This window comes from Streptomyces sp. R11, from assembly GCF_041051905.1.
GTDB lineage: Bacteria > Actinomycetota > Actinomycetes > Streptomycetales > Streptomycetaceae > Streptomyces.
On record NZ_CP163432.1, the window covers coordinates 6,244,634 to 6,260,374 of the forward strand.

Consider the following 15,741-nt stretch of genomic DNA (forward strand, 5'->3'; position numbering starts at 1 on the left):
GGGAGGTCGCGAGGCGTGTACACAGAGTGTTCGGTATCGCGAACTCCCCTATCTGTCCGGCAACCCCCGCTGCTGCGGGGGTGCGAGAGGAGAACCCATGTCGCTCGACGTCTCACCGGCCCTACTCGAACAGGCCGAGCGAGGCGAGGTCGACGAAGCCGCCTTCGTCGACTGCGTCCGGACCTCCCTGCCCTATGCGTGGGAGATGATCAGCTCCCTGGTGGCCCAGCTGAAGGTCGACGGCGGTCAGTTCGCCGACAACCAGACGCCCCCGCCGGACGAGCAGGCACGTGGCCAGCTGCTGCGTGCGCTTGCGAGTGACGCGATACGCGGCGCGCTGCAGCGGCACTTCGGGGTGCGACTGGCCTTCCAGAACTGCCACCGGGTGGCGGTGTTCCCGCTTGACTCCTCGGTCGACGAGACGCTGACCCGCTTCACCTCGGTCCGCAGTCAGGTGATGAACCAGTCGCCGGAATTCAGGGACTGCTGACGCAGTAGCCGCTTGCTTGCCGCTCCGTACGCGGGAGGTGCAATCAGTACTGGGGCGGCAAGCCCCCTGACGGACCGGGACGTTGACCCGCGACCGGGCGATTCAGCCGAGGTGGGGGAGGACTTCGGCGCCCAGTCGCCGTACGTTCTCCTCGGTCGCCGCCAGGTCGCCCGAACCCTCGACGAGCAGGGCGAAGCGGGAGATCCCGGTCCGTTCGCTGGTCGCCGCCAGGCGGTCGGCGCACAGGCGCGGGGTGCCCACCGGGTGCAGTCCGCAGAGCAGTTCGGTGTACGCCAGCGGGTCGCGCATCGTGCGATGGCGGCCGTCCACCGTCACATGGGCCTCCAGGCCCTGCCGCAGCCAGCCCGGCATCGCCTTCGTCAGCGTCTCGACCGCGTCCGTGCGCCGGTCCGCGATCTGGCAGACGCCGGCCGACACATGGGCCGCCCCGCGGATCTCGTCGGCGGGCCGCCCGGCCGCACGCGCACACTCCCGCCACAGGGCGACCATCTCGGCCTTCTCCTCGTCGCCCACATGCATCCCGAGCAGCATCGGCAGCCCGCGCTCGGCCGCGAGACGCACACTGTGCGGTGACGTGCACGCGACGACGACCTCGGGCCCCGCGGCGGCGTCCGTGAGGCACTCCGACGGCCTGGGTACGACGGGGACCTCGCGGAAGCTGAACTGCTCGCCGGCGGCCGCGACCGACGGTTCGCGCAGCCAGCGCAGCAGCAGGTCGAGTGATTCGGGGAACCCCTCCTCGTACGCCTGCAGACCCGACCCGAACACCTCCAGGTCGACCCAGGGGCCGCCGCGCCCCACGCCCAGCGAGAACCGCCCGCCGGAGGCGATGTGCAGCAGCGCGGCCTGTTCGCCGAGGGTCACCGGGTGCGCGGTGGGCAGTACGCTGACCGCCGTGCCGACCCGCAACCGCCGGGTCCGGCCGAGCAGTAAAGCGGCCAGCGTGATCGCGGACGGACAGGTGCCGTACGGCACGAAGTGGTGCTCGGCCAGCCAGACCGTGTCGAGCCCCGCTTCCTCGGCGACCTCGGCGGAGCGGACCGCGCGGTGCAGCGCCTCCCCGTCGCCCTGTCCCGGGAACCGGGCCGCCAACACGAAACTACCTACGTGCATTGCCTTTTCCTGCTTCCTTGGCTCCGACGCGGAGCTCCCCCACCCGGCATAACCGTCTGACACGTGCCGAGGACACGGCTTGACGAAGAGATTTGCGGATTGTCTGCAGAATGCTTGGTCGGAGCGAGGGACTTGTGGGGGTTGATGCCGTACGACTACCCCTGACCGCGCCGCGTAGGCTGGACACGATCCCCGCATCCTGTATAGCCCCGTGAGGTGTTCCGTGTCCCCGCGTCGCAATCGGCCCAAGGGAGTCGGCTCGTCCGGAAGCAGCGCCGAGGACGACCGTTCCGGCCGTTACGGCGGCTGGCAGTCCACGGAGAGCTGGCGGGGCGAGGAGTGGAACGTGCGGCATGTGGCGGGCGCGAGCGCTCAGGGCAAGGCGTACCGCTGCCCGGGCTGCGACCAGCTGATCCCGGACGGCGTCCCGCATGTCGTCGCCTGGCCGGACCACGTCGGCATCGACGATCGCCGGCACTGGCACAAGGCGTGCTGGAACGCGAAGGACCGCCGCACCACGCGGGTGCAGCGGTCCCGAAACGCGCCGAAGTTCTGAGCCGGAACTACACGTCCCGCTTCTCCAGCAGCGCGTAGGCGCCGGCGAACGCGGCCGCCGTCACGCCGAGCATGATCCACAGCGGGTCCCAGCCGGACGGGCCGGTGTCGGTGAGGGACTGGGCGTAGAAGACGCTGAGCTGGTTCGGGATGGAGTACTCGAACAGGGCCTGCTGAAGGTCCTGCAGGGACTCCGAGAACATGAACAGCGCGAGCACCAGCGGCGCCAGCACGACACCGATCATGATCGTGATCGCGCCCGCGGAGTGCCGGATGATCGAGCCGACGACCAGCGAGAGCAGGCCGAGCAGCGCGATGTAGAGCGAGATGCCGACCGTGCCCTTCAGCCACTCCTGGGTGCTGGGCTCGCGCCCGTCCAGCATGGCCACGTCGGCGAGGGCGACGAGGACGGCCGACGTCAGCGTCACCGCGAACGCGACGACGAAGAACACGATCGACTTCGCCAGCAGCACCCGGCCGCGGGTCGGGCAGGCGGTCATCGTGGTCCGGATCATGCCGGTGCCGTACTCCGAGGCGGTGGTCAGCACGCCGAGCGTGATGATGCAGATACTGCCGAGCAGCAGCCCGAAGAAGCCGAAGGCCAGCGGGTTCTCGCCGCCCAGGCTGCCGTCGGAGGAGTTGGCGGCGACCAGCGCGGCGGCGGCCAGGCCGATGCCGACGACGAGCACCACGAAAACGCCGAGCGTCCACATCGTGGAGCGCACCGACCGGATCTTCGTCCACTCGGAGGCGAGCGCGTGCCCCAGGTGCGTGCGCACGACGGGGATCGGCGAGGTGTAGGTGGGGTACGACGAGCCGGGCGCCGCCTGCCAGTTCGGTGCGGCGGTCTGCGGCATCGGGGGCTGGGGCGTGCTCATCGGGCGTCCTCGGGCGTGGTCGGGGCGGCGGGTGCAGGGGCGGAGGGGGCGACAGGCGGCGCGGGCGGCTGAGCGGGCGCCTGCTGGGGCGCGGGCGCGGCCACGGCCTGCGGGGCGGTCGGCTGGGCCGGAGGCGGGCCCTGGGGCGCCTGAGGCGTCTGGGGTGCCTGCTGGGCGTACGGGTTGGCCGTATCCGCACCCGGGGCGGCGCCGGGCGCCGCGGGAGCGCCGTAGGGACCGGCGGGCGCATGGCCCGGCGCGCCCGGCATCGGCTGACCCTGCGGCGCGGCGAACGGCTGCCCGCCCTGCTCGGGCGGCGGCGGGGCGTACCAGCCGGGCTGGCCCTGGCCCGGCACCGGCATCGGCGGCTGCGCGCCGGGCGGCAGCGGCTGCTGGAGCCCGGTCTTCTGGTCGACGGTCGAGCGGTAGTCGACGGCGCCCTGCGTCATCCGCATGTACGCCTCCTCCAGCGAGGCCTGGTGCGGCGACAGCTCCCACAGCCGTACGTCGGTGCCGTGCGCGATGTCGCTGATGCGGGGCAGCGGCAGCCCGGTCACCCTGAGCGCGCCGTCCTGCTCGGGCAGTACGTGCCCGCCCGCCTCGGTGAGCGCGCCGGCCAGCTTCTCGCGCAGCTGCGGCTCGGTGTCGGGCGTACGGACCCGGGCGAAGCCGGCGGAGTTCGCCGCGATGAAGTCCTTGACGCTCATGTCGGCCAGCAGCTGTCCGCGCCCGATGACGATCAGGTGGTCGGCGGTCAGCGCCATCTCGCTCATCAGGTGCGAGGAGACGAAGACGGTCCGGCCCTCGGCCGCCAGCGACTTCATCAGGTTCCGCACCCAGAGGATGCCCTCGGGGTCGAGGCCGTTGACCGGCTCGTCGAACAGCAGCACCTGAGGGTCGCCGAGCAGCGCGGCGGCGATGCCGAGGCGCTGGCCCATGCCGAGCGAGAAGCCCTTGGAGCGTCGCCTGGCCACGTCCTGGAGGCCGACCACGCCCAGTACCTCGTCCACGCGCCGGGGCGGGATGCCGGACAGCTGGGCGAGCGACAGCAGATGGTTGCGGGCGGCCCGGCCGCCGTGCACCGCCTTGGCATCCAGCAGCGCGCCGACCTGGCGGGGGGCGTTGGGCAGCCTGCGGTACGGGTAGCCGCCGATCGTGACGTGCCCCGCCGTCGGATTGTCCAGGCCGAGGATCATCCGCATCGTCGTCGACTTGCCCGAGCCGTTGGGGCCCAGGAAGCCGGTGACGGCTCCGGGCCGCACCTGGAAGGACAGGTTGTACACAGCGGTCTTGTCGCCGTAGCGCTTGGTCAGGCCGACTGCCTCGATCATGCTCCGCACCCATCGAAAGGTTCAGGACAGCGGGGCACACGCCCCCCGTAAGGGTTAGGAGGATACCGAGGCGCTGACGGTTCCATCCAAGAGCAAGTAAAACCTCATGCCAACCGTGACCCTACGCGTCCCGTTTCTTCAGCGTGATGTAACCGCCCACGAGCGCCGCGATCACCCACAGCACCATGATCCCGAGCCCTCCCCAGGGGCCGTACGGCTTGTCGTCGTCGATCGGGGTGACCACCTGCATGATCCTGCTCCCGGCCTGGTCCGGCAGGTACTGGCCGATCTTTTCGGTGGCCGAGACGTTTCCGAGGATGTTGGAGACCAGGAAGAAGAACGGCATCAGGATGCCCAGCGACAGCATCGGCGAGCGCAGCATCGCGGCGACGCCCATCGAGAACATCGCGATGAGAGTCATGTAGAGCCCGCCGCCGATCACCGCGCGCAGCACGCCCGGGTCGCCGATCTCCGCCCGGTGGTCGCCGAGCATCGCCTGCCCCAGGAAGAAGGTGACGAAGCTGGTGGCCAGGCCGACGATCAGCGCGAGGCCGGTCGCCACGGCGATCTTGCTGGCCAGAAAGGTCCCGCGCCGTGGCACCGCGGCCAGCGAGGTGCGGATCATGCCGGTGCTGTACTCGTTCGAGACGACGAGCACGCCGAACACGATCAGCGCGAGCTGACCGAGTGTCATCCCGGCGAAGCTGATGAAGGTCGGATCGAAGGAGAGCCTGTCCCGCTCGCTCATGTTGTCGAACTCGCTGTTCGACAGGCCCGAGATCAGCATCCCGAGGGCGATGGTGACGACCACGGCGAGGGACAGCGTCCACATGGTGGAGGCCACGGACCGGATCTTGGTCCATTCGGAGCGGACGACCTGCGTGGCTGCCATGCTCAGCTCCTCCTCCAGTCGTCGCCCCACTGCGGTTGCGGCTCGGGGGGCAGCGGCGCGCCGGTGTGCGCGTGGTACTCCACCGACTCCGCGGTGAGTTGCATGAACGCCTCTTCCAGGGAGGCTTGCTGCGGGCTCAGCTCGTGCAGCACGATCCCGTGCCGCGCCGCCAGCTCGCCGATCTGCTCGGCCTTGCTGCCATCCACTTCGAGCGAGCCGTCACCCGTCTGCACGGCCGTGATCCCGGCCGTGGGCAGGACGTCGAGCAGCCGCTCCCGCTGCGGGGTGCGGATCCGGACGTACGACCGTGAGTTGCGCTCGATGAAGTCGGCCATGGACGTGTCGGCCAGCAGCCGTCCCTGACCGATGACGACGAGGTGGTCGGCGGTCAGGGCCATCTCGCTCATCAGGTGACTGGAGACGAACACCGTCCGTCCCTGGGCGGCCAGGGACTTCATCAGGTTCCGGATCCAGTGGATGCCCTCGGGATCGAGCCCGTTGACCGGCTCGTCGAACATCAAAATCCGCGGATCGCCGAGCAGCGCGCCCGCGATACCGAGCCGCTGCCCCATGCCCATGGAGAAGCCCTTGGTCTTCTTGCGCGCGACCGCCGTCAGCCCGACCGTGTCCAGCACCTCGCGCACCCGGCTCCTCGGGATGCCGTTGCTCTGGGCGAGGCACAGCAGGTGGTTGTAGGCGCTGCGCCCGCCGTGCCAGGCCTTGGCCTCAAGAAGGGCGCCGATGTACGTCAGCGGGTCCTTGAGCTGGTCGTAGCGCTTGCCGTCGATACGGACGCCGCCGGCGGTGGGGTAGTCGAGGCCCAGGATCATCCGCATGGTCGTGGACTTCCCGGCGCCGTTGGGGCCGAGGAACCCGGTGACGATGCCGGGTCTGACGGTGAAGGTGAGGTTGTTGACCGCCACCTTCTCGCCGTACCGCTTCGTCAGCCCCTCGAGCTCGATCATGCCGACCACGCTAAAACGCCGCAAAGCCCCCTGCCACCCGAGTGGCAAGGGGCTTCACAGATGTTCAGACGACGTACGCCGAACGGTTACCGGGTCTGCTGCGCCGGAACACCGCGGGAGATCGGCTCGTCCTCGGCCGGGGTGCCGGCGGCGGCCACCGCGGCGCCCGTGAGGGTCGCCAGCATCTCGCGGACGTTCGTCAGCTGAGCGTTGATGCTGTCGCGGCGGTTGGTGAGGGCCGCGAGCTCGCGCTCGGATTCCGAACGGATGCGGTCGGCCTTGGCGTTGGCGTCGGCCACGATGTCCTCGGCCTGACGCTGAGCCGTCTCCACCGTCTGGCGGGCCCGGCGCTCGGCGTCCGTGCGCAGCTTCTCGGCCTCCAGACGCAGCTGCTCCGCGCGGTGCTCGATCTCCGCGAGGCGCTTCTCCGCCTTCTGCTGGCGGGACGCCAGGTCGCGCTCGGACTGCTCGCGGCGCTTGGCGAGGTTCGTCTCGAAGTCGGCGGCGGCCTGCGCGGCCTTGGCGCGGGTCTCCTCGAAGAGGGCGTCGGCCTCCTCGCGCTTGGACTGCGCGTCCTTCTGGGCCTCGGCACGCAGCTGCGAGGCGTCACTCTTGGCCTTCTCGACGATGCGGACGCCCTCGTCCTCCGCCTTGGACTTGCGCTCAGCAGCGAACGATTCTGCGTCGTTGCGGACCTGCTGGGCCGCCGACTCGGCGAGCTCGCGGTGCTGCTCGGCGGCGCGGCGCGCCTCCTCGCGCAGATCCTTGGCCTCTTCCTCGGCGAGGCGGAGGATCTTCTCGACACGCGCGCCGAGACCGGCGTACGACGGCTCGGCGTCGCTTACCTGGGCCTGGGCGTTCTGCGTCTCGAGGTGGAGCTCCTCGATGCGCTTTTCCAGAGCGGTGATGCGGGCCAGAGCGCTGTCGCGGTCGGAGACGAGCTTCGAGATGCGTTCGTCCACCTGCGCGCGGTCGTACCCACGCCGCACAAGCTCGAAGCCGTAGGGGGAAGTGTCGCTCATGGGGTTCCTGTCGAATGAGACCGGTGAGGTGATAAGTGGAATCCTAGGGGCCGAAGCGGTGTGTCATCGAGCGGATACGTGTTTGATCTGGAGAATGAGACCCCTTTTGAGTGGCTAACCGCCGGACGGCTTGCCAAAAACTTGGTCAAAGGCCCCAGGAGACACCGGAACCCGCTCGCCCCGCTAGCTGTCTGACGACTTGCCACCCGATCGAGGGGCGCCGACCGTCGCACCGGCCTTGACCCCGTTGTCCTTGCCGCCGCCCGGTGTCTCGAAGGACTCCAACGCCTCCAGGACGTCCTGGACGCGGGAGATTTCGGCGTTGATGTCCTCCCGGCGCCGGACGAGGACCTCCAGCTCGCGCTTGCCCTCCTCGACCGTGCGCTTGGCCTCGCGGATCGCCTCGGCCTTGAGCTCCTCGGCCTCCTTGATCAGCGACGACCGCTTCTGCTCGGCCTCCTTCAGCAGGCCCTCGGCCTTCTTCACGGCGGCGATGCGGACCTTGCCCGCCTCGGAGTTGGCCTCCGAGACCAGTTCCTTGGCCTTCGCCTGCGCCTTGGACAGCTGCTCCTCGGCGGCCTTGATGAGGGCGTCGCACCGGTCGCCGGTCGACTTCATCGTCTCGGAGGCCTCGCGGCGGGCCCGCTCGTGCAGCTCCTCGATCTCGTTCGTGATGCGGTCGCGCAGCTCCTCGGCGCGCTCCCTTATCGAGGTGGCGTCCCGGCGCGCGCCGACGAGCAGCTCGTCCGCGTCCGTACGGGACTTCTCCACCCGCGAGTTGCCCTCCACCGTCGCCTCGGAGACCAGCCGCTCGGCCTCCTTGCGGGCGGCGCCCACCATCGTGTCGGCCTGCGCCTCGGCGTCCGCGGTCGTCTTGTGCGCCTGCTGCTGCGCCTCGGTGAGCAGCTTGTCCGCCTCGGCGGTGGTCTCCGTGATGAGCTTGTCGACCTGCTCGGCCGCGTCCTGGCGCCGCTTGCCCGCGTCCTTGCGGGCCTCGTCGAGGGTGCGCTCGGCCTCCTCGCGGGCGGCGGACACGAGCCGCTCGGCCTCCGCGGCCGCCTCGGCCTTGACGCGCTCGGACTCGCTGCGGGTCCGCTCCGCGTGCTGCTGGGCCGACCCCACCGTCTCGGCGGCCTCGGCGCGCAGCCGCTCCGCGTCCGACGTGGCGTCGCCGACCAGCTTCTCGGCCTTGGCGAGCGCCTCGGTGCGCACCCGGTCGGCCTCCGCGACGGTTTCCGACTGGAGCCGCTCCGCCTCGGAACGCGCCTCCGTGATGAGGGTGTCCGCCTGCGTCGCCGCGTCCGAACGGATCCGGTTGGCGTCGTCGCGGGCGTCCGCCCGGGTGCGGGACGCGGCCTGCTCGGCCTCGGCGATCTTGTCGGAGGCCTCGGTGCGGATCCGCTGCGCGTGCTCGGCCGCGTCCGACCGCAGCCGCTCCGCCTCGGCGATGGCCTCCCCGACGGTTCGCTCGGCGAGGGACTTGGCGGCGGCCGCCTCCTCGTTCGCCTCGCGCCGGACGCGGCTCGCGTCCTCGCTGGCCCGTTCCCGCTCGGCGTAGGCGTCGGCGCGGACCCGGTCCGCCTCCTCCTCGGCCTCCCGGCGGGTACGGTCCGCCGCGTGCTCGGCGGCGCTGCGCAGGCCGCTGATCTCCTCCTGCGCCTGCTCGTGCAGCCCGGACACGGCGTCGCGGACCTGCTGGGCGTGCTGCTCGGCCGCGGAGACCATCTCGGTGGCGCGCCGGTCGGCCTCCTCGACCAGCCGCACCGCCTCGGTCTGTGCCTCCTCCACCCGGCCCCGCGCTACAGCCAGCAGCTCCTCGCTCTGCTCGCGGGCCCGCTCGCGCTCCTGGTCGGCCTCCTGGCGGGCGGAACCGAGGAGTTCCTCGGCCTCGCGGCGGCGCCGGGTCGCCTCCTCCTGGGCGGCGGCCAGCGTCTCGGACGCCTCGGTGCCGAGCCGCTCGGCGGCGGCCTGCGCCTCCGCACGGACCCGGTCGGCGGTGTCCTGCGCCTCCGACTTCAGCCGCTCGGCCTCGGCCGCGGCCTCCGACCTGAGGCGTACGGCGACGGCCTCGCCCTCGGCCCGGGACGCGGACGCGTCCGACGCGGCCTCGTTGCGCAGCCGGTCGGCCTCCTCTTCGGCCTGCTGCTGGAGCGTGCGGATCCGCTCCGCCGCCTCGGTGCGCAGCCGGTCGGTCTCCTCGCCGGCCTCGCGCCGGATGCGCGCGGCCTCCTCACGGGCGTCGGTGAGCGCCTCCTCGGCCGCCGCGAGCCGCTGCTCGGCGTCGGCGTGAAGGCGCGTCAGCTCCTCGGCGGCCTCGGCCCGGCGGGCCTCGACGCGGCGCTCGGTCTCCTCGCGCAGCTCACGGGCGGCCTGCTCGGCGTCGGCCTTGATTCCCTCGGCCTGCTCGACGACCTCGTCACGGTGCCGTTCGGCCTCCTGGCGGGTGCGCTGGAGGGTCTCCTCGGCCTGCCGGCGCAGCGTCGTCGCCCGCTCGATGGCCTCCGTGCGGACCTTCTCGCTGTCCGTGGTGGCCTTCTGGCGCAGCTCGTCCGCGTCCTGCCTGGCCTTGGACAGCAGCTCCTCGGCGGTCTTGGCCGCCTCCTCGATCTGCTGGACGGCCTCCTTGCGGGCCTCCGCGCGGATCTTCTCGCCCTCGGCGACCGCCTCGGAGCGCAGCTGCTCGGCCTCGCCGCGCAGCCGTCGGGCCTCCTCCTGGAGCTCGACGGTCTTGGCGCGGTACTCCTTGGTGTCGTCCTTCGCCGAGCCCTTGAGCTGCTCGGCGATGTCGTGCGCCTCGGCCCGCAGCCGGTCCGCCTCGGCCTCGGCCTCCGTGCGGATCCGCTCGGCCTCCTCGGCCGCGGCCTTGGTGGTGTTCTGAGCGTCCTCCTGCGCCTTGTTGAGGACGTCCTCGGCGGTCTTGGCCGCCTTCGACAGCTGGGTCGCACTCTCCTCGGCGGTGATCGTGCGGGCCTTCTCGACGGCCTCGGCGACGATCTTCTCGGCCTCGGCGCGGGCGTCGGCGACGACCTGCTCTGCGTCCGACTTGGTGCTCTCGGCCTCCTTGGTGGCCTCGCTGACCAGCCGGGCGACCTGCTCCTTGGCCGTACGCATGCGCTGTTCGTTGGCCGATTCGGCGCTCGACAGGGCCTTCTCGGCGGCCGTGGTGGCCTCGGCGACCAGCTTCTCGGCCTCGGACTGCGCCTTGCGCAGCGCCTCCTCGGCCTCCGCCATACGCTGCTCGGCGGCCCGGCTGAGCTCGATCGCCTGGCGGCGGGCACTGTCCGACTCGGACGCCGTGGAACTGCGCAGCTGCTCGGCGTGGTCGGTGGCCTCCTGAGCCTGAGTGGACGCGGCGTTCAGCAGCCGCTCGGCGTCCGTACGGGCCCGGAGCAGGATCTGCTCGGCCTCGGCGCGGGCTTCCTCGGCCGCGCCCGTGAGGCGCTGGCGGGCCTCGCTGGTGAGCCGCTCGGCCTCGGCACGCGCGGCCGACATGGCCTGCTCGGCCTCGGCACGCGACTCGTCCAGGAGCCGGCGGGCCTGGGACTCGCTGCGGGCGCGCAGCTGCTCCGCCCACGCCACGTTCTCGTTGACGTGCGACTCGACGGTCTGCCTGCGCTCGGCCAGCTCCTGGTCCAGCTGCTGGCGGCGCGTGACCGCCTCCTGGTGCAGCTCGGCCTGCAACCGTGCCGCGTTCTCCGCGTGCTCCTGGAGGATGCGCTGAGTCTGTGCCCGGGCCTGGCTGAGCTCCCGCTCGGCCTCCTGGCGCAGCTGGTCCGCCTGGACCTGGGCGTTGCGCAGCAACTGCTCGGCCTGATAGCCGATGTCCCCGCCGTCGAAGGCGGGCCGGGACATGATGGTCCGCCGCGCCTCGTGCAGCTTGGCGCGCAGCACCTCGACCTGGTAGCCGAGGTCCTCGGCGTGCTGGATCGCCTTTTCCCGCTCGGTCTTCAGCCGATCCATCTCGGCCTCGAACCGAGAGAGGTGGTCGACGTCAGCCGCCGGCTCTCGCTCCTGGCGTTCGTAGCCCCGCACTGCGCGGTCCCATCCGTCCCCTGGTCGCAAGTCTCTCCATACGAGCACCGTCCATCCGCCGAACGGGGCCCCCGGGGAATGGTGTCAGATCAACGGCGGAGCACGGGCTGTTGCCCCACCCTCGCCCCCCGAAACCCGGACCCCGGCTCGGTCCCGCCGTCAAAAGGCAGGGCCGGGTCGCCCTGGACTGAGCGGCGACCGCCCCCAACCCTACCGGCCCATATGTACGAGGGTCAGTGCTCAGGTGACTCAACAGGCGCCGAAGTGACCAGTTCTGTCAGTACGCCGTGGCAATCCTTCGGGTGCAGGAAGGTGATTCGTGACCCCATGGAGCCGCGCCGGGGCTCTTCGTACAGAACGCGTACGCCCTTGCCCTTGATGTCGGCGGCGTCGCCGTCCACATCCGCCGTACCGAAAGCGATGTGGTGGACACCCTCGCCGTTCTTGTCGAGCCACTTGGCGACGGTGGAGTCCGGGCGGGTGGGTTCGAGAAGCTGCAGGTAGGAGGCGCCGCCGTCGGAGGTGTCGTTGATCTTGAGCATGGCCTCGCGGACGCCCTGCTCCTCGTTGACCTCGGAGTGGAACACCTCGAAGCCGTAGGTGGCCCGGTAGAACTCCACGGTCTTGTCCAGGTCGAAACAGGCGATCCCGATGTGGTCGATTCGCGTCAGCATGGAATTCAGTGCAGCGCGACGGCGATGGTTACGCAACGTGCCAGCGATCACACCGACGGCCCGGTGACGGCACGGAGTGCCATCAGTACATTCGAAGTAAACCCTCGTTCACTCCTCGGCAGTGCAGCCGGAAGGGGATCGCACCTCATGTCTGGAACGAACAGCAGTACCTCGGTGATCGTCGCGGGCGCCCGTACGCCCATGGGGCGGTTGCTGGGCTCGCTGAAGTCCTTCTCGGGAGCCGACCTCGGTGGCTTCGCGATCAAGGCCGCCCTCGACCGTGCGGGGATCGGCGGCGACCAGGTGCAGTACGTGATCATGGGCCAGGTCCTGCAGGCCGGGGCGGGGCAGATCCCGGCGCGCCAGGCCGCGGTCAAGGCCGGCATCCCGATGAACGTCCCGGCTCTCACCATCAACAAGGTGTGCCTGTCGGGCCTCGACGCGATCGCGCTCGCGGACCAGCTGATCCGCGCCGGCGAGTTCGACGTGATCGTCGCGGGCGGTCAGGAGTCCATGACCAACGCCCCCCACCTGCTGCCGAAGTCCCGCGAGGGCTTCAAGTACGGCGCGATCGAGATGCTCGACTCGATGGCGTACGACGGTCTGACCGACTCCTTCGAGGGCATCGCCATGGGCGAGTCCACGGAGAAGCACAACACCCGCCTCGGCATCCAGCGCCCCGCGCAGGACGAGATCGCCGCCCAGTCCCACCAGCGCGCCGCCGCCGCGCAGAAGAACGGCCTGTTCGAGGCCGAGATCACCCCGGTCGAGATCCCGCAGCGCAAGGGCGACCCGGTCCTCTTCAGCAAGGACGAGGGCATCCGCGGCGACACCACGGCGGAGTCCCTGGGCAAACTGCGCCCCGCCTTCTCCAAGGACGGCACGATCACGGCGGGCTCGGCCTCGCAGATCTCCGACGGCGCCGCCGCGGTCGTCGTCATGAGCAAGGCCAAGGCACTGGAGCTCGGCCTGGACTGGATCGCCGAGATCGGCGCCCACGGCAATGTGGCGGGCCCGGACAACTCGCTCCAGTCCCAGCCCTCGAACGCCATCCAGCACGCCCTGAAGAAGGAGGGCCTGGAGGTCGCCGACCTCGACCTGATCGAGATCAACGAGGCCTTCGCCGCCGTTGCGGTGCAGTCAATGAAGGACCTCGGGGTGTCATCGGAAAGGGTGAACGTCAACGGCGGAGCCATCGCCCTGGGTCACCCGATCGGTATGTCGGGTGCGCGGCTCGTCCTGCACCTGGCCCTGGAGCTCAAGCGGCGGGGCGGCGGCGTCGGCGCGGCGGCCCTGTGCGGCGGTGGCGGCCAGGGTGACGCGCTGATCGTGCGGGTACCAAAGGCCTGAGACCTCGTACGTTTCCTTTCTGAACGGAGCAGTGATGCAGGACGTCTCCACACTCGTCGCCCAGGCGAGGGAGGGCCGGCCGCGGGCCGTGGCCCGGCTGATCTCCTTGGTGGAGGGGGCGTCCCCGCAACTCAGGGAGGTCATGGAGGCGCTGGCGCCGCTCACGGGCAACGCGTATGTCGTCGGTCTCACGGGTTCGCCCGGAGTCGGCAAGTCGACATCCACGTCGGCGCTCGTGACGGCGTACCGCAAGCAGGGCAAGCGGGTCGGCGTCCTGGCCGTCGACCCGTCCTCGCCCTTCTCGGGCGGCGCGCTGCTCGGCGACCGGGTCCGGATGTCGGACCACGCCTCCGACCCCGGCGTCTACATCCGCTCGATGGCGACGCGCGGCCACCTGGGCGGCCTCGCCTGGGCCGCCCCGCAGGCGATCCGCGTCCTGGACGCCGCGGGCTGCGACGTGGTGCTCGTCGAGACGGTCGGGGTCGGCCAGTCGGAGGTGGAGATCGCCTCCCAGGCGGACACGAGCGTCGTCCTGCTGGCCCCGGGCATGGGTGACGGCATCCAGGCGGCCAAGGCGGGCATCCTGGAGATCGGCGACGTGTACGTCGTCAACAAGGCCGACCGTGACGGCGCCGACGCCACCGCCCGCGAGCTCAACCACATGCTCGGCCTCGGCGAGTCCCGCGGCCCCGGCGACTGGCGCCCGCCGATCGTCAAGACGGTCGCCGCCCGCGCCGAGGGCATCGACGAGGTCGTGGAGGCCCTGGAGAAGCACCGCGCCTGGATGGAGGAGCGCGGGGTCCTCACCGAACGCCGCCGTGCTCGCGCGGCCCGCGAGGTCGAGACCATCGCCGTCACCGCCCTGCGCGAACGCATCGCGGACCTGCACGGCGACCGCAGGCTCGGGGCACTGGCGGAGAAGATCGTCGCCGGCGAGCTGGACCCGTACCGGGCGGCGGACGAACTGGTGGAGGGGCTGACGGGGGCCTGACCTCCGAAGCGCCCGAGAGCTTTCCCCGTGGTCAACTCCCGCCCCCCGCTGCTAGGTTGATGCGCATGTACCTCCTCTTGGCATAGGGCACGCCTGCCCGCGCACGGTGAACGACCGCTCGGTCGTGACCGGCGCGGCGATAAGGCGTCCCCTTTTCCGCCTCGAGTCGAGGAACTCCCGTGTCTTCCACGCACGTCGTGCGGCCTTCGTATGCCGCCGTTCTCCGGATCCCCCACGCCCGCCGTACCTTCGCCGCAGCCCTGATCGGCCGGCTGTCGTACGGCATCGCCCCGCTGTCCGTGATGCTCGCCGTGACCCGGGCCTCCGGGTCGTACGCGGTGGCGGGCGTGGTGATGGCGCTGTTCTCCGCGACCAGCGTCTTCCTGTCGCCCGCGAGGGCGGCACTCATCGACCGGTACGGGCCGCGCGGGGCGCTCGTGCCGATGGCCGCGGCCCACGCCGGGCTGCTCGGGCTGCTGGCGGCGCTCCTGTGGCGTCCCGGTGCCGCCTCGCCGTTCGTCCTCGCTGCCGGCGCCGCCCTCGCCGGTGCCTGCACTCCGCCGCTCGGGCCCACCATGCGGGCCGTGTGGGGGCGGCTGGCCCCGGACCGGGCGCTGATGCAGCGGGCGTACAGTCTCGATGCCGTCGCGGAGGAACTGCTCTTCGTCTCGGGGCCGTTGCTGGTGGGCCTGCTCGTCGGGTTCGCTCCGCCGGCGGCCGGCATCGTCGTGGGCGCGGCGCTGATGGTGGTGGGAACCGCCGGGTTCGTGTCGTCGCCCGCGGTGCGTGCCGTGCCGGCGGGCGGGCGCGCGCCGGGGCCGGACGCGGCCGGGCGGCGGGTGTTGCGCGGACTGGGCCGGCCGGTGATCGCCGCGGCGGCGGTCGGCCTGGCACTGGGCGTGGTCGACCTGCTGGTCGTGGCCTTCGCGGAGGGGAACGGCCACGGTGCCGGCAGCGCGGCCTGGGTGCTCGCCGCCCTGTCCGCCGGAAGCGCCGTCGGCGGGCTGCTCAACGGGGCCGTCGAGTGGCGGGCGGCCGCCGGGACACGGCTGTCCGTGCAGGCGGCCGGACTGGGGCTGGCGCTGTGCGGTGCCGGGCTGGCGCAGGGGCTCGGCACCCTGGCCGTGGCGGTCGCCGTCGCCGGTGTCTTCGTGTCCCCGCTGATCACCACCGCGTACCTCATCGCCGACGAGTCCGCCGCGCCCGAGGCTCGCGTCCAGGCCGGGGCCTGGGTCAACACGGCTGTCAACGCGGGCATCACGGGCGGTGCCGCGGCGGCCGGCGTGCTCGTCGGGTGGCTGCCGGCGGGGGTGTGCTTCGCGGCCACCGGTGCGGTGATGCTGGTGACGGCGGTGGCCGTGGCCCGGGGCTCGGCACGCGAAAAGGGGCACGGGACACCCCGTACCCCTCGTATGACGCGCTGACGT

Annotated in this window: 13 protein-coding genes; 5 read left to right on the top strand and 8 right to left on the bottom strand. The window is 71.5% G+C overall.

Annotation, left to right across the window (positions count from 1 at the left end):
• The first annotated feature begins 97 nt into the window (after positions 1-97).
• Positions 98-490 (top strand): SCO5389 family protein, encoded by a 393-nt coding sequence (locus AB5J55_RS28955; RefSeq protein ID WP_369273433.1) that lies wholly within the window; start codon positions 98-100, stop codon positions 488-490.
• 102 nt (positions 491-592) lie between these two features.
• On the opposite strand, the gene AB5J55_RS28960 is transcribed toward AB5J55_RS28955, so the two are convergent.
• Positions 593-1,624, bottom strand: a complete 1,032-nt coding sequence (locus tag AB5J55_RS28960; protein WP_369273434.1) for an LLM class flavin-dependent oxidoreductase — start codon at positions 1,622-1,624, stop codon at positions 593-595.
• Positions 1,625-1,847: 223 nt separating this feature from the next.
• On the opposite strand from AB5J55_RS28960, the gene AB5J55_RS28965 reads away from it, so the two are divergent.
• Complete coding sequence (locus tag AB5J55_RS28965) at positions 1,848-2,180, top strand: ATP/GTP-binding protein (RefSeq protein WP_369273435.1); 333 nt, start codon at positions 1,848-1,850, stop codon at positions 2,178-2,180.
• Positions 2,181-2,187: 7 nt separating this feature from the next.
• Here AB5J55_RS28965 and AB5J55_RS28970 read toward each other — a convergent pair whose 3' ends face one another.
• The 7 genes from AB5J55_RS28970 to mce form a co-directional block, all read right to left on the bottom strand.
• Positions 2,188-3,057 carry an ABC transporter permease subunit gene (locus tag AB5J55_RS28970; protein ID WP_369273436.1) on the bottom strand — a complete coding sequence of 290 codons (870 nt, stop codon included), beginning with the start codon at positions 3,055-3,057 and terminating at the stop codon, positions 2,188-2,190.
• On the bottom strand, positions 3,054-4,388 hold the full coding sequence (locus tag AB5J55_RS28975) for an ABC transporter ATP-binding protein (RefSeq protein WP_369273437.1): 1,335 nt from the start codon (positions 4,386-4,388) through the stop codon (positions 3,054-3,056). The genes AB5J55_RS28970 and AB5J55_RS28975 overlap by 4 nt, the downstream gene beginning before the upstream one ends.
• Before the next feature lie 121 nt (positions 4,389-4,509).
• Positions 4,510-5,280 carry an ABC transporter permease gene (locus tag AB5J55_RS28980; RefSeq protein WP_369273438.1) on the bottom strand — a complete coding sequence of 257 codons (771 nt, stop codon included), beginning with the start codon at positions 5,278-5,280 and terminating at the stop codon, positions 4,510-4,512.
• A 2-nt stretch (positions 5,281-5,282) separates the two neighbouring features.
• The gene (locus tag AB5J55_RS28985) at positions 5,283-6,245 is read right to left on the bottom strand and encodes an ATP-binding cassette domain-containing protein (protein WP_369273439.1); all 963 of its coding nucleotides are present in this window, start codon (positions 6,243-6,245) and stop codon (positions 5,283-5,285) included.
• A gap of 86 nt (positions 6,246-6,331) precedes the next feature.
• On the bottom strand, positions 6,332-7,267 hold the full coding sequence (locus AB5J55_RS28990; RefSeq protein ID WP_369273440.1) for a cellulose-binding protein: 936 nt from the start codon (positions 7,265-7,267) through the stop codon (positions 6,332-6,334).
• A 183-nt stretch (positions 7,268-7,450) separates the two neighbouring features.
• Positions 7,451-11,299, bottom strand: coding sequence for a polarized growth protein Scy (gene scy / locus AB5J55_RS28995; protein ID WP_369273442.1), 3,849 nt, complete (start codon positions 11,297-11,299; stop codon positions 7,451-7,453).
• A 233-nt stretch (positions 11,300-11,532) separates the two neighbouring features.
• Positions 11,533-11,973 (bottom strand): methylmalonyl-CoA epimerase, encoded by a 441-nt coding sequence (mce, locus tag AB5J55_RS29000; protein ID WP_234762212.1) that lies wholly within the window; start codon positions 11,971-11,973, stop codon positions 11,533-11,535.
• A gap of 147 nt (positions 11,974-12,120) precedes the next feature.
• Here mce and AB5J55_RS29005 point away from each other — a divergent pair, with 147 nt between their 5' ends.
• The 3 genes from AB5J55_RS29005 (at position 12,121) to AB5J55_RS29015 (ending at position 15,738) form a co-directional block, all read left to right on the top strand.
• A complete protein-coding gene (locus tag AB5J55_RS29005; protein WP_369273444.1) occupies positions 12,121-13,323 on the top strand; it encodes an acetyl-CoA C-acetyltransferase in 1,203 nt (400 codons plus the stop codon).
• Between the two features lie 34 nt (positions 13,324-13,357).
• Positions 13,358-14,314 carry a methylmalonyl Co-A mutase-associated GTPase MeaB gene (gene meaB, locus AB5J55_RS29010; RefSeq protein ID WP_363046224.1) on the top strand — a complete coding sequence of 319 codons (957 nt, stop codon included), beginning with the start codon at positions 13,358-13,360 and terminating at the stop codon, positions 14,312-14,314.
• Positions 14,315-14,493: 179 nt separating this feature from the next.
• Positions 14,494-15,738, top strand: a complete 1,245-nt coding sequence (locus AB5J55_RS29015; RefSeq protein ID WP_369273445.1) for an MFS transporter — start codon at positions 14,494-14,496, stop codon at positions 15,736-15,738.
• The last annotated feature ends 3 nt before the right edge of the window (positions 15,739-15,741 follow it).